Origin of the sequence: Kitasatospora sp. NPDC090091 (assembly GCF_044747365.1) — a bacterium.
Lineage (GTDB): Bacteria > Actinomycetota > Actinomycetes > Streptomycetales > Streptomycetaceae > Kitasatospora.
The window spans coordinates 265,854-278,436 of record NZ_JBIVDY010000005.1; the positions used below are offsets into that span (position 1 = coordinate 265,854).

The following is a 12,583-nucleotide window of genomic DNA, read 5'->3' on the forward strand; positions in this document are numbered from 1 at the left end:
GGCACTCGGCACACCGGGGACCCGGCGGTGAGTGTCCGTCAGGAGGATAGGCCGCCGTTTCGGCGTGGGGACGCATGATCGCGGAATGCCGCAGTTGGCGCACCGCCAACTCACCCGAACGAGTGACGGCGCACGCAAGCAGCAAGGGGGCGGCCCCGGAGCACACGCTCCGGGGCCGCCCGATCAGTTCTCTCGGCCGCCCGCGCACACGGGCGGCGCGGTCTCACTCCGCCGGGGCGCCCGCCTCGACCGGGGTGCCCGGCCGGGTCTGGTCGCCGGCCGGCTCGGCCGCGGTGTCCCGGGCCTCGCGGCCCGGACCGGCCGCACGCCCCGGACCGGCCTCGCCGTGGAGCTCTGCCGTCGACTCGACGGAGACCACCACCGCCTCGGCGGAGCGCTGCCCGGCCCGGATCGAGTCGATCCTGGCCAGCACCTTGCCGCGCAGGTCGGACGGGGTGTCGTCGCACCCGCAGCAGCGCTTGATCAGCGCCTTGATCGCCTGCTCCAGGCCGTACTTCTCCAGGCATGGCGAGCACTCCTCGAAGTGCACGCGCAACTTGGCGTAGTCGCCCTCGGCCATCTCGTTGTCGAGGAATTCATAGAGGTGGTCGAGGACCTCGCCACACTCGGTGTCGTGCGGATCGCCGCAGCTCATGAGCCCGAGCCCTTCGCTTCCTGCCCTGCCCCGCTGCCGGCCGGGACCAGCCCGCGCTCGCGGGCGTAATCCTCCAGCATGCCGCGCAGCTGACGGCGGCCGCGGTGCAGTCGGGACATCACCGTGCCGATGGGAGTACCCATGATGTCCGCGATCTCCTTGTACGCAAAGCCCTCTACGTCCGCGAGATACACGGCGATGCGGAACTCCTCCGGGATGGCCTGGAGGGCGTCCTTCACATCGCTGTCCGGGAGGTGTTCGAGCGCCTGGGTCTCCGCCGAGCGCAGACCGGTCGACATGTGCGACTCGGCCCGGGCCAGCTGCCAGTCCTCGATCTCCTCGGCGGCGGTGCGCTGGGGCTCCCGCTGCTTCTTGCGGTACGAGTTGATGAACGTGTTGGTGAGGATGCGGTACAGCCAGGCCTTGAGGTTGGTGCCCTCGCGGAACTGGTGGAACGACGCGTACGCCTTCGCGAACGCCTCCTGGAGGAGGTCCTCCGCGTCGGCCGGGTTGCGCGTCATCCGCAGCGCCGCCGAGTACATCGGGTCCAGGTAGCCCAGGGCGTCGCGCTCGAAGCGCTCCCGCCGAGCCTCCTCGGTCTCCTCAGCCGACACCCGGAAGGTGTCCTCACCGATCGCCTCGGCCAGCTCCTCACCGGTGAGCGCCTCGCCCGTGGGCAGGCCCTCCTCCGGGCCCCGGCCCGGCTCGGTCTCGTGCTCGGTCCCGACGACCGGACCCACCTCCTCGGCATGGCGCAGACCGCCCACTGCGGGCTGCCCCGAGAGGGAGGATATCGGGCTCACGGGCTTCTCGCCCGCGACAAGCCACTCCGACCACGAGGGGGCGAAGGCCGTGGCGGCCTCGCGCTCCTCCGGCCGCTCGGGGCACGCGATCGAACCCATCTGTGCTGCCTTCCACCGGGACTCAAGCTGACGAGCTTGTCAACCATGCGAACCGCGCCCGCATTCCCGCCCCCGGCCGGGTATTCACTCGGGCGGGCGAGCGGGCGGCGAGCGCCCGTTCCCAACGGCCGGCGCGGGTCCGGTCGGCGCGCTCCGGCGCTCGGAGCACGACGGCGCTCGGAGCAGGCCGACGCCCGGCAAAGTGCACTGCCCGGACCGGACCGGCGCTCAGAGCAGGCCGAGCACCCAGTCGCCGACCGCCGTGGTGATCAGCTCCAGCACCTCGTCCTGCCCCATCGGCGCCCGCTTCGGCACCTCGAAGCCGTGGCTGCCGTACGGCACCGCCACCAGCTCGTGCCCGGCCGGCAGCACCGGGAACTCCTCCGGGCCGCCGAACGGGTCCGCCGCGCTCTGCACCACCAGCGTCGGCAGCCCCGACTCCAGCAGCTCCTCCGCCCGGCTCCTCTCGGGCTTGCCCGGCGGGTGCAGCGGGAACGCCAGCGCCACCACGCCGACCGCACCGGTGGCCGCACCGGTCCGGCAGGCCACCCGGGCGCCGGCGCTGCGCCCGCCGACCACCAGCGGCAGGCCCGGCCCGGCCAGCCGCTCGGCGACCGGGGTCCAGCCGGTGTCCAGCGTCTTCGGCGCCGGCCCGAGCCGCTTCCCGGCCACCCGCCAGGGCTGCTCGACCAGCGCCACCGAGATCCCCCGCGGCGGCAGCGCCCCGGCCAGCGCGACCAGGTCGCGCGCCCCGATCCCGCCGCCGGCGCCGTGCCCGAGCGCCAGCAGCGCCTTCGGGGCGGCCGCCGGGTGGTGGGTGATCCGGGCGTCCCCGGCCGGGGTCGGAACGAGTTCGGTGGTCATCGCGCGCGGGCTCCAGGAGAAGGGGAGAGGGTGAGCGGGGGTCAGAAGAGCGTCGTCTCGAACTCGGCCTCGTCCCAAGGCCGGGTCAGCTCGGGGCCGTTGTTGCGGATGCTGCCGACCGCCGGCGAGACCGGGGTGGCCAGCAGGGCGCCGGGCCCCGGGGGTATCAGCAGCCGGCGCAGCTCGTCCGGGTCGCTCAGCCCCGGGTCCAGCCAGTCGTCGAACGACTCGCGGTCCAGGAAGAGCGGCATCCGCTCGTGGATCGGGGCGAGCAGCTCCTCCGCCTCGGTGGTGACCACGGTGAACGTCACCAGCCAGGCCTCCGGGTGTCCGGCCGGCACCTCCCGGTTGCGCCAGAACTCGTACAGCCCGGCCAGCGCCAGCGGGCTGCCGTCGGCCCGGGAGACGAAGAACGGCTTCTTCTTCGGCTTGCCGCGCTCGCCCGGCACCGTCTGCCACTCGTAGTAGCCGTCGACCGGGACGATGCACCGCCGGGAGGCGAAGGCCTGCCGGTAGGAGGGCTTCTCGTGCACCGTGTCCGCACGGGCGTTGATCATCTTCACCGCGGTCTCGGGCGACTTCGCCCAGGCCGGCACCAGGCCCCAGCGCAGCACCCGCAGCTGCCGCACCGGCGCCGCCTCCCCCTTGGGCACCCGGTCCAGCACCACGAAGGCGCTCTCGGTGGGGGCGACGTTCCAACTGGGGGCCAGCGTCTCGGCCGGGTCCCACTGCCGGACGCCGAAGAGCTCGACGATGTCCTCGGGCTTGCTGCTGGAGGCGAAGCGACCGCACATGGCGTCAGCTTGCCATGCCCGCCGCTCTCACCGATTCCTCATTCCACAGGGCGAACCGACGCCTCCCGCCCGGCCGTCCCCGCATGGGAGGCTGCCACCCCGGCCGCCGACCCCCGGCCCGGGTGAACGGAGGCGGAGAGCGGACATGGACGCACAGAGCATCGGCGCGTTGTGGGACCGGGTCACCGGTGCCCAGCCCGCCCCGCCCGGCTGGCTCGTCCTCGCCACCGGCGCCGCCGCCCTGCTCGCGGTGGCCGCCCGGCCGATCTGGCGGGTGACCCGCAACGCGGTCACCATCGCCCACGAGGGCGGCCACGGCCTCGCCGCCCTCCTCACCGGCCGCACGCTGGCCGGCATCCGGCTGCACTCCGACACCTCCGGCCTCACCCTCTCCTACGGCCAGCCCACCGGCCCCGGCATGGTGGTGACCGCCGCCGCCGGCTACATCACCCCGGCCCTGCTCGGGCTCGGCTGCGCCGGCCTGCTCGCCGCCGACCGGATCACCCTGCTGCTCTGGCTGACCATCGCCCTGCTGCTGGCCCTGCTGGTCCGGATCCGCAACGCCTTCGGCTTCCTCTCCGTCGTCCTGGCCGGGGCCGCCTTCTTCCTGGTCTCCTGGTACGGCACCCCCGAGGTCCAGGCCGGCTTCGCCTACCTCGGCAGCTGGTTCCTGCTGTTCGGCGCCGTCCGGCCGGTGCTGGAGCTGCAGCACCAGCGCCGCCACGGCCAGGGCGGCGACTCCGACGCCGACCAGCTGGCCCGGCTCACCGGCGTCCCGGGGCTCGCCTGGGTCACGCTCTTCCTGGTCACCGCACTCGTCTGCCTGGCCGTCGGCGCGCACTGGCTCCTCCCGGACGGCCCGGCGTCGTTCTGAGCACCGTCCCCACCATCCCGCCATCCGGCCGCCGAGGGGACAGTTCCGGTACGGCCCCTAAACTTGCCCCATGACCGAGACCCTGTGGCCCGCCCCCGTCGCGACCACCCCCGTTGACGCCACCGTCACCATCCCCGGCTCCAAGTCGGTCACCAACCGGGCCCTGGTGCTGGCGGCACTCGCCGACGAGCCCGGCTGGGTGCGGCGCCCGCTGCGCAGCCGCGACTCCCAGCTGATGGCCGACGGCCTGCGCGCCCTCGGCGTCGGCATCGAGGAGCAGGTCAACAACGACACCGGCGGCACCGGCGGCGGCGAGGCCTGGCGGGTCATCCCCGCCCCCGCGCTGCGCGGCCCGGCCTCGATCGACGTCGGCAACGCCGGCACCGTCATGCGCTTCCTCCCGCCGCTCGCCGTCCTCGCCGACGGCCCGGTGCACTTCGACGGCGACCCGCGCAGCTACGAGCGCCCCCAGCACGGCGTGATCAACGCCCTGCGCGCGCTCGGCGCCCGGATCGACGACGGCGGCCGCGGCGCGTTCCCGCTCACCGTGCACGGCACCGGCGCGCTGGACGGCGGCCCGGTCGAGCTGGACGCCTCGTCCTCCTCGCAGTTCGTCTCGGCGCTGCTGCTCTCCGGCGCCCGCTACAACAACGGCGTCGAGGTCCGCCACGTCGGCGGCCCGGTCCCCTCGCTTCCGCACATCCGGATGACCGTCGAGATGCTGCGCCTGGCCGGCGTCCAGGTCGACGCGCCCGAGGACGGCGGCGAGAAGGACGTCTGGCGGGTCACCCCCGGCGCGCTGATCGGCCGCGACATGGTGGTCGAGCCCGACCTCTCCAACGCCGCGCCGTTCTTCGCCGCCGCCCTGGTCACCGGCGGCCGGGTCACCGTCCGCGACTGGCCGAAGCACACCACCCAGCCCGGCGACCAGCTGCGCGAGATCTACACCCGGATGGGCGGCGTCTGCGAGTTCACCGACGAGGGCCTGCAGTTCACCGGCACCGGCCGGATCCACGGCATCGAGGCGGACCTGCACGACGTCGGCGAGCTGACCCCGGTGATCGCCGCGGTCGCGGCGCTGGCCGACTCCGAGTCCCACCTCTACGGCATCGCGCACCTGCGGCTGCACGAGACGGACCGGCTCGCCGCGCTCGCCAAGGAGATCAACGACCTGGGCGGCGACGTCACCGAGACCGAGGACGGTCTGCGGATCCGCCCGCGCACGCTGCACGGCGGCGTCTTCCACACCTACGAGGACCACCGGCTGGCCACCGCGGCCGCCGTGATCGGCCTGGCCGTCGAGGGCGTCCGGGTCGAGAACGTCGCGACCACCGCCAAGACCCTGCCGGACTTCCCCAAGATGTGGGACGAGCTGCTCACCGGGGCAGTGGCGGGCGGCTGAGCGGGAGACTGGGTACATGCGCCGCTACGGCAAGGACGCCGACGAGGACGACATCCGCAACCGCCCCGCGCGCCGGGGCTCCCGGCCGCGGACCCGGATCCGCCCCAAGCACGAGGACGCGGCCGAGGCGATGGTGCTCACCGTCGACCGCGGCCGACTGACCTGCCTGGTGGACGCCGGGACGAAGCAGGAACGCGAGATCGTCGCCATGAAGGCCCGCGAGCTGGGCCGCAAGGGCGTCGTGGTGGGTGACGTCGTCAACATCGTCGGAGACCTCTCCGGGGACGCCGACACGCTGGCCCGGATCGTCCGGGTCGAGGAGCGCAGCTCCGTCCTGCGGCGCACCGCGGACGACGACGACCCGTACGAGCGGATCGTCGTCGCCAACGCCGAGCAGCTGGCCATCGTCACCGCCCTGGCGGACCCGGAGCCCCGGCCCCGGCTGATCGACCGCTGCCTGGTGGCCGCGTACGACGCCGGGATGGAGCCGCTGCTGGTCCTCACCAAGTCGGACCTCGCACCGGCGGCCCCGCTGCTGGAGGCGTACGCGCCGCTGGGCATCACCTACGTGGTGACCAGGCGGGACGAGCTGGCCACCACCGGGGCGGAGGCGGTGCGCGCGTACCTGCGCGGCCGCTCCACGGTGTTCATCGGGCACTCCGGCGTCGGAAAGACCACGCTGGTCAACGCGCTGGTGCCGGAGCGGCAGCGGAGCACCGGACACGTCAACGCGGTGACCGGCCGCGGCCGGCACACCACCGTCTCGGCGCTGGCGCTGCGGCTGCCGCCACCCCCGGGCGCCAAGCCGGGCTCGAAGAAGGCGCTCGACCCGGGCTGGGTGATCGACACGCCGGGCTTCCGCTCCTTCGGCCTCTCGCACATCGACCCGTCCCGGGTCATCCACGCCTTCCCCGACCTGGAGCCCGGCACCGTCGACTGCCCGCGCGCGTGCAGCCACGACGAGCCGGACTGTGCGCTGGACGCCTGGGTCGCGGACGGGCACGCCGAGCAGGCCCGGCTCTACTCGCTGCGCCGGCTGCTGGCCAGCAAGGAGACCCGCGAGGGCGACTGACCGCCCGTCGGCACCCGCGTTTTCGCGTGTTCGAGGTGTCGGACCGCCCCGGCCTGGCGATCATAGGAAAGTCGGGCCGGGTCGCGGTCCGGCCCGTCGATCGACAGGGAGAGACGCGATGGCATGGGCCCTGGTGATCCTGGCCGGCCTGCTGGAGACCGGCTTCGCGATCAACCTCAAGCTCAGCGAGGGCTTCACCAAGCTCTGGCCCACCGTCAGCTTCTGCGTCTTCGCCCTCAGCAGCTTCGGCCTGCTGACCCTCTCCCTGAAGAGCCTGCCGGTCGGCCCGGCCTACGCGGTGTGGACCGGGATCGGTGCGGCCGGCACCGCGATCTACGGCATGGTGTTCCTGGACGAATCCACCTCCGTGCTCAAGCTGGTGTCGATCTCCCTGGTGATCGCCGGCGTGATCGGCCTCCAACTCAGCGGCTCGCACTGACCGCCGCCCCGTCCGAGACCGGGGCCGTCCGCTCCGCGAGCCCGACTGTCCCGATCCGGGTGGGCTCGCTAGGGTCTTGGACATGGCCGACTACCACGACGACCTCCGCCTCGCCCACGTCCTCGCCGACTCGGCGGACTCGGTCACCCTGGAGCGATTCCGCGCACTCGACCTGAAGGTCGAGACCAAGCCCGACCTCACCCCCGTCAGCGACGCGGACAAGGCCGCCGAGGAGCTGGTCCGCGGGGTGCTGCAGCGCGCCCGGCCGCGCGACGCGGTGCTCGGCGAGGAGTTCGGCCTGCAGGGCTCGGGCCCGCGCCGCTGGGTGATCGACCCGATCGACGGCACCAAGAACTACATCCGCGGCGTGCCGGTCTGGGCCACCCTGATCGCCCTGCTGGAGGACGGCCCGGACGGCGTGGAGCGCCCGGTGGTCGGCATCGTCTCCGCCCCGGCGCTGAACCGCCGCTGGTGGGCCGCCAAGGACCTCGGCGCCTTCGCCGGCCGCAGCCTGGCCAAGGCCGGCCGGATCCAGGTCTCCGGCGTCTCCCGGGTCGAGGACGCCTCGTTCTCCTACTCCTCGCTCTCCGGTTGGGAGGAGCGGGGCCGGCTCGACCCCTTCCTGGACCTCACCCGGGCCTGCTGGCGCACCCGGGCCTACGGCGACTTCTGGTCCTACATGATGGTCGCCGAGGGCGCGGTGGACATCGCCGCCGAGCCCGAGCTCTCGCTCTGGGACATGGCCGCCAACTGCATCATCGTCGAGGAGGCCGGCGGCCGCTTCACCGGCCTGGACGGCGTCCCGGGCCCGGGCGGCGCCGACGCGGTCGCCACCAACGGCCTGCTCCACGACGAGGCCCTGCGCCGCCTCAGCGTCTGAGCCGCCCCGCCCCGAGCCCTGCCTTGAGGCGAGCGGGCGAGTAGCCGCCCCGAGCCGAAGGGGCGCGCCGGTGCCGAAAGGGAGAAGCGAGGACGACCCGAGGGACGAGGGGCGTTGGAGCGCCGACCGTCGGCACCGGGCCGGAGCGCCCCGGAGGCGAGCGGGCGAGTAGTGGTGCGGGCCCGTTCCGGCCAGCTTTCTGGTCGGAACGGGCCCGCTGCTCATCGGGGTGCTACTGCTGCTTGCGCAGCTCCCGCACCGCCGCCTCCAGCCGCTGCCCGTAGTCGGCGTCGGCCTTGCGGAAGTTCTCGATCGCACGCTCGACGATGTCGTCGCGGTCGGCCGAGACCTTGGCGATGAAGCCGGCCAGGTTGGCGATCAGCCGCTGCTTCTCGTCCTCGGAGAACAGCCGGTAGAGGTTGCCGGCCTGCACGAAGTCGTTGTCCTCGGCGTGCGAGGGGGCTTCGTGGTTGCCGGTGGCGCCGGTGACCGGGACGGCTGCCCAGAGCGGACGGCCGGTCTGCACCGGGCCGCCGAAGCTGTTCGGCTCGTAGTTCTTCTGGCGGCCGTGGCGGCCGTCGTACAGGTGGCCGTCACGGCTGTTGTTGCGCGCCTCGGTGGCGTGCGGGCGGTTCACCGGCAGGTGGTCGGCGTTGATGCCGACGCGGTAGCGGTGGGCGTCCGCGTACGCGAAGAGCCGGCCCTGCAGCATCTTGTCCGGGGACGGGCCGATGCCGGGCACGAAGTGCGCCGGGGAGAAGATCGACTGCTCGACCTCGGCGAAGACGTTGTCGGGGTTGCGGTTCAGCTCCAGCTTGCCGACCTCGATCGGCGGGTAGTCCTCGTGCGGCCAGACCTTGGTCAGGTCGAACGGGTTGAAGCGGTAGTTCGCCGCGTCCGCCGCCGGCATGATCTGGACCTGCACCGTCCAGGTCGGGAACTCGCCGCGCTCGATCGCCTCGCGCAGGTCCCGCTGGTGGCTGTCCGGGTCCTCGCCGGCGAGCTTGTTGGCCTCGTCCTGGGTCAGGTTCTTGATGCCCTGGTCGGTCTTGAAGTGGTACTTCACCCAGAAGTACTCGCCGGCCTCGTTCTGCCACTGGTAGGTGTGCGAGCCGTAGCCGTTGAGGTGGCGGTAGCTTGCCGGGATGCCGCGGTCGCCGAACAGCCAGGTCACCTGGTGGGTGGACTCCGGCGACAGGCCCCAGAAGTCCCAGACGTTGTCCGCCTCCTGCGAGCCGGTGTACGGGTCCCGCTTCTGGGTGTGGATGAAGTCCGGGAACTTGGTGGCGTCCTTGATGAAGAACACCGGGGTGTTGTTGCCGACGAGGTCGTAGTTGCCCTCCTCGGTGTAGAACTTCAGCGCGAAGCCGCGCGGGTCGCGGACGGCGTCGGCCGAGCCGAGGTTGCCGGCCACGGTGGAGAACCGCAGGAAGGTCTCGGTCTCCTTGCCGACCTCGGAGAGGAAGGCGGCCCGGGTGTAGGCGGTGACGTCGGCGGTCACCGTGAACGTGCCGTACGCGGCGGCGCCGCGGGCGTGCACGACGCGCTCCGGGATGCGCTCGCGGTTGAAGTGCGCCAGCTTCTCGAACAGCTGCTGGTCCTGGATGAGCGCCGGACCGCCGAATCCCGCGGTCTCGGTGTTCTGGTTGTCGGCGACGGGGGCACCCGCCTCCGTGGTGAGGATGGGGCGCAGCTCGTCCTGGGTGGTCATAAGGGGTGCCTCCGCGTGATCCGCGTGATCCGATCGTGACAGACTCGATCCTAACTTGGACTTTGTCTAAGTCAACACTGGAACCAATCTCGGAGCGTCACTTACCCTGTAGCCATGACTGACCTGCTGGAACGACTTCGCGGACGTGGGTGGCGGCTGACCTCGCAGCGCCGGGTCGTGGCCGAGGTCCTGAACGGTGAACACGTGCACCTCACCGCGGACGAGGTGCACGCCCGCGCCGTGGAGCGGCTGCCCGAGATCAGCCGCGCGACGGTCTACAACACGCTCGGCGAGCTGGTCTGCCTCGGCGAGGTCCTGGAGGTCGCCACCGACGGCCGGGCCAAGCGGTACGACCCCAACGCGCACCACGCCCACCAGCACCTGGTCTGCTCCGGCTGCGGCGCGATCCGCGACGTCCATCCGCAGGGCGACCCGCTGGCCGCGCTGCCCGACTCCGAGCGGTTCGGCTTCGCCCTCTCCGGAGCCGAGATCACTTACCGCGGGCTCTGCCCGGACTGTACGAACAGACCCTGACAGCCGGGCCCCCGACGGCCCGCACCCCGCTCTCGCGACCGCCCGTCAGGCGCTCAGCTCGGCGTGCAGCGCGCCCAGCAGCCGGCCGGCGCGCTCGGCGACCTCCGCCGGACCGTAGTCCGCCGCCCGGCGGCACCAGTTCTCCGCCTGCACCGGCTCGCCCCGGCGCAGCGCCAGCAGGGCGAGCCGCAGCGCCGCCCGGCCGTGGCCGGCGTCGGCAGCCCGGGTGTACCAGAGCATCGCCTCGGCCTCGCTGTCCTGCCGGGCCAGCAGCAGGCCCAGGTTGAAGGCCGCACTGCGGCTGCCCGCCTCGGCGGCCCGCCGGTACCAGCTCTCCGCGATCTCCAGCGCCCCGCGCTCCGCCGCCCGGACGCCCATCCGCACCTGCGCCCGGCGGTGCCCGGCGTCGGCCGCCACCGCGTACCAGTGCTCGGCCTCCTCGTCCGCGTCGCCGCGCCGGTCCAGCACCGAGGCCAGCCGGAACGCGCCCTCGGCCGAACCGCCGGCCGCGGCCTGCCGGTAGCGCTCCAGCGCGCCCGCGAGGTTGCCGCGCTGCTCCTGGACGACCGCGAGCTGCAGCGCCGCCTCACCGTGGCCCTCGGCCGCGGCCCGCGCGTACCACTCCTGCGCCTGCCGGTGCTCGCCGCGCCCGGCGTGCAGGACGCCGAGGTTGAAGGCGCCGTCCACGCTGCCGGCCTCGGCGGCCTTGGAGAACCACGGCTCGGCGCCGGACTCGTCCCCGCGCTGGAGCAGCACCACGGCCAGCGCGTTGCAGGCCTCCCGGTGCCCGGCGTACGCGGCGCGGCGGTACCACTGTTCGGCCTGCTGGTCGCGCCCGGCGCCGGCGCAGAGCAGGCCCAGGTTGAAGGCGCCGTTCTGGTCGCCGGCGTCCAGCGCGCTGCGGTACCAGCGCTCGGCCTCGGCGGCCTCGCCGCGGGAGGCGTGCAGCGCGCCCAGGGCGTTGGCGGCGTTGCCGTCGCCGGCCTCGGCGGCCTCCTGCCACCACTCGGCAGCGGTGGCGAGGTCGCCGGCGTCGCGCAGCAGGAAGCCGAGCGCGCAGGCCGCGCGCGGCTCGCCGTTCTGCGCCGACTGCCGGTACCAGCGGGCGGCCTCGTCCAGCAGCGACTCGTCGGTCCGGGCCCGCTCCTCCAGCAGCACGCCGAGCCGCAGCGCGGCGCGGGCGTGGCTGCGCGCGGCGGCGGTGCGGTACCAGGTCTCGGCGGTCTCCTTGTCCCCCGCGGCCTCGCGCATCCGGGCCAGCCGGTAGGCGGCCTCGCGGTGCCCGGCGTCCGCGGACACCTTGAACCATCGCTCGGCGCGCACGTCCCGCCGGTGCTCCATCAGGTCGCCCAGGGCGTAGGCGCCCAGCGGGTGGCCGTGGTCGGCGGCGAAGTGCAGCCAGTACTCGGCGGCCTCCTCCTCGCCCTGGTCCCGCAGTTGCAGGCCGAGCGCGTGCGCGGCGGGCGCGCTGCCGGCCACCGCGGCCTGCCGCCACCACTGCGCGGCCTCGGCCCGGTGGCCCTGCTGGTGCAGCAGCACCCCGAGGTTGTTGGCGGCGGCGCGCAGCCCGGCCGCGGCGGCGCTGCGCAGGTACGGCTCGGCGTCCTCGAGGTCGCCGCGGCGCAGCAGCAGGGTGCCCAGCCGGCTGGCGGCCTCCGGGTCGCCGTCGTCGGCGGCCTGACGGTGCCGGGCCTCCAGGGCGGCCTGCTCGCGCGCGGCCAGCGCGGTCTCGAAGCTGGTGGAGTCGATCCCGTCGGCGCCGGCCGCGTCCGCGCCGTCGGCCGGCTCGGTCATCGCGCCGTACGGGCCGATGGCGGCGGTGAAGTGACGGGCGGAGACGTGCACCAGGCTGTCGGGGCCGTAGCCGCTCGGCCGGCGCTCGGACAGTCCGCTGGTGCGCTGCGCGGGCAGGGCGCCGGGGTGGTTCTCGGGGCTCTCCGCCCAGGCGTCGGTGTCCGCCTCGGTGGCCGCAGCGGGCTTGGCTCCTGGTCCGTTCCTGCCGATCAGCCTCATGCCGACTCCCGCTCCCCCAGAGTGTCGCGGCAGCATCCCCCAGCCTGCGGCCGGCGGGATCCCGAGGCGACGTGCCCGAACCGACGGCCGGTCAGCGGCCGTGCAACGTCCCCCATGTGTCCCATCGTCGCATCACCCGCAACCCGCGTACACCTGCCCCGGCCGAATTCGGCGGGGCGGACCCGAAGCCGACGAAATTGCTTCGGCGCTTTGTCGATTTCCCGACAGTTCGGTCCCACAAACCCCGATGCCGGCGTCGTTGGCGACGGTCGATAGTACCGGAGCGGGCCCACACTCCCCCCGGTGACGACACGGGGGAACGCCGAAGGCCCGGAGGAGATCCTCCGGGCCTTCGTGCTACTGAGTAGCGGGGACAGGATTTGAACCTGCGACCTCTGGGTTATGAGCCCAGCGAGCTACCGAGCTGCTCCACCCCGCGTCGG

Annotated in this window: 12 protein-coding genes and 1 tRNA gene; 6 read left to right on the plus strand and 7 right to left on the minus strand. The window is 73.6% G+C overall.

All coding sequences use genetic code 11. From position 1 onward, the window contains the following. Positions 1–223 precede the first annotated feature (223 nt). From rsrA to ACIPSC_RS11065, 4 genes are all read right to left on the minus strand, one after another. Positions 224–655, minus strand: a complete 432-nt coding sequence (gene rsrA / locus ACIPSC_RS11050; protein ID WP_400824755.1) for a mycothiol system anti-sigma-R factor — start codon at positions 653–655, stop codon at positions 224–226. Beyond that, on the minus strand, positions 652–1,395 hold the full coding sequence (locus ACIPSC_RS11055) for a sigma-70 family RNA polymerase sigma factor (RefSeq protein WP_400824979.1): 744 nt from the start codon (positions 1,393–1,395) through the stop codon (positions 652–654). Before ACIPSC_RS11055 ends, rsrA begins: the two co-directional genes overlap by 4 nt. A gap of 390 nt (positions 1,396–1,785) precedes the next feature. Continuing rightward, complete coding sequence (locus ACIPSC_RS11060; protein WP_400824756.1) at positions 1,786–2,421, minus strand: alpha/beta family hydrolase; 636 nt, start codon at positions 2,419–2,421, stop codon at positions 1,786–1,788. Positions 2,422–2,462: 41 nt separating this feature from the next. Further along, positions 2,463–3,215 (minus strand): SOS response-associated peptidase, encoded by a 753-nt coding sequence (locus tag ACIPSC_RS11065; RefSeq protein ID WP_400824758.1) that lies wholly within the window; start codon positions 3,213–3,215, stop codon positions 2,463–2,465. A gap of 145 nt (positions 3,216–3,360) precedes the next feature. Here ACIPSC_RS11065 and ACIPSC_RS11070 point away from each other — a divergent pair, with 145 nt between their 5' ends. The 5 genes from ACIPSC_RS11070 (at position 3,361) to hisN (ending at position 7,882) form a co-directional block, all read left to right on the plus strand. Next, positions 3,361–4,089, plus strand: a complete 729-nt coding sequence (locus ACIPSC_RS11070) for a M50 family metallopeptidase (RefSeq protein ID WP_400824760.1) — start codon at positions 3,361–3,363, stop codon at positions 4,087–4,089. A gap of 70 nt (positions 4,090–4,159) precedes the next feature. After that, positions 4,160–5,491, plus strand: a complete 1,332-nt coding sequence (gene aroA, locus ACIPSC_RS11075; RefSeq protein ID WP_400824761.1) for a 3-phosphoshikimate 1-carboxyvinyltransferase — start codon at positions 4,160–4,162, stop codon at positions 5,489–5,491. Between the two features lie 16 nt (positions 5,492–5,507). Continuing rightward, positions 5,508–6,563: a ribosome small subunit-dependent GTPase A gene (gene rsgA, locus ACIPSC_RS11080; RefSeq protein ID WP_400824762.1), complete on the plus strand. Its 1,056-nt coding sequence runs from the start codon at positions 5,508–5,510 to the stop codon at positions 6,561–6,563. Between the two features lie 118 nt (positions 6,564–6,681). Further along, on the plus strand, positions 6,682–7,002 hold the full coding sequence (locus ACIPSC_RS11085) for a DMT family transporter (protein WP_400824763.1): 321 nt from the start codon (positions 6,682–6,684) through the stop codon (positions 7,000–7,002). 82 nt (positions 7,003–7,084) lie between these two features. Further along, complete coding sequence (gene hisN, locus ACIPSC_RS11090; protein ID WP_400824764.1) at positions 7,085–7,882, plus strand: histidinol-phosphatase; 798 nt, start codon at positions 7,085–7,087, stop codon at positions 7,880–7,882. A 232-nt stretch (positions 7,883–8,114) separates the two neighbouring features. Here the strand turns inward: hisN and ACIPSC_RS11095 are convergent, their stop codons facing one another. After that, entirely contained in the window at positions 8,115–9,593 is a 1,479-nt protein-coding gene (locus ACIPSC_RS11095; protein ID WP_400824765.1) for a catalase, read from the minus strand. 114 nt (positions 9,594–9,707) lie between these two features. Between ACIPSC_RS11095 and ACIPSC_RS11100 the strand changes: the two genes are divergently transcribed. Further along, a complete protein-coding gene (locus tag ACIPSC_RS11100; RefSeq protein ID WP_313765449.1) occupies positions 9,708–10,127 on the plus strand; it encodes a Fur family transcriptional regulator in 420 nt (139 codons plus the stop codon). Positions 10,128–10,172: 45 nt separating this feature from the next. Here ACIPSC_RS11100 and ACIPSC_RS11105 read toward each other — a convergent pair whose 3' ends face one another. Further along, positions 10,173–11,921, minus strand: a complete 1,749-nt coding sequence (locus tag ACIPSC_RS11105; RefSeq protein WP_400824981.1) for a tetratricopeptide repeat protein — start codon at positions 11,919–11,921, stop codon at positions 10,173–10,175. 584 nt (positions 11,922–12,505) lie between these two features. Continuing rightward, positions 12,506–12,579: transfer RNA gene (locus ACIPSC_RS11110), tRNA-Met, on the minus strand. Between the last annotated feature and the right edge of the window lie 4 nt (positions 12,580–12,583).

What these genes read in the sequence shown, in the direction of transcription:
- rsrA (WP_400824755.1), bottom strand. Translation starts at nt 655, where the DNA reads ATGAGCTGCGGCGATCCGCACGACACCGAGTGTGGCGAGGTCCTCGAC.
- ACIPSC_RS11060 (WP_400824756.1), bottom strand. Translation starts at nt 2,421, where the DNA reads ATGACCACCGAACTCGTTCCGACCCCGGCCGGGGACGCCCGGATCACC.
- ACIPSC_RS11065 (WP_400824758.1), bottom strand. Translation starts at nt 3,215, where the DNA reads ATGTGCGGTCGCTTCGCCTCCAGCAGCAAGCCCGAGGACATCGTCGAG.
- ACIPSC_RS11070 (WP_400824760.1), top strand. Translation starts at nt 3,361, where the DNA reads ATGGACGCACAGAGCATCGGCGCGTTGTGGGACCGGGTCACCGGTGCC.
- aroA (WP_400824761.1), top strand. Translation starts at nt 4,160, where the DNA reads ATGACCGAGACCCTGTGGCCCGCCCCCGTCGCGACCACCCCCGTTGAC.
- rsgA (WP_400824762.1), top strand. Translation starts at nt 5,508, where the DNA reads ATGCGCCGCTACGGCAAGGACGCCGACGAGGACGACATCCGCAACCGC.
- ACIPSC_RS11085 (WP_400824763.1), top strand. Translation starts at nt 6,682, where the DNA reads ATGGCATGGGCCCTGGTGATCCTGGCCGGCCTGCTGGAGACCGGCTTC.
- hisN (WP_400824764.1), top strand. Translation starts at nt 7,085, where the DNA reads ATGGCCGACTACCACGACGACCTCCGCCTCGCCCACGTCCTCGCCGAC.
- ACIPSC_RS11095 (WP_400824765.1), bottom strand. Translation starts at nt 9,593, where the DNA reads ATGACCACCCAGGACGAGCTGCGCCCCATCCTCACCACGGAGGCGGGT.
- ACIPSC_RS11100 (WP_313765449.1), top strand. Translation starts at nt 9,708, where the DNA reads ATGACTGACCTGCTGGAACGACTTCGCGGACGTGGGTGGCGGCTGACC.
- ACIPSC_RS11105 (WP_400824981.1), bottom strand. Translation starts at nt 11,921, where the DNA reads ATGACCGAGCCGGCCGACGGCGCGGACGCGGCCGGCGCCGACGGGATC.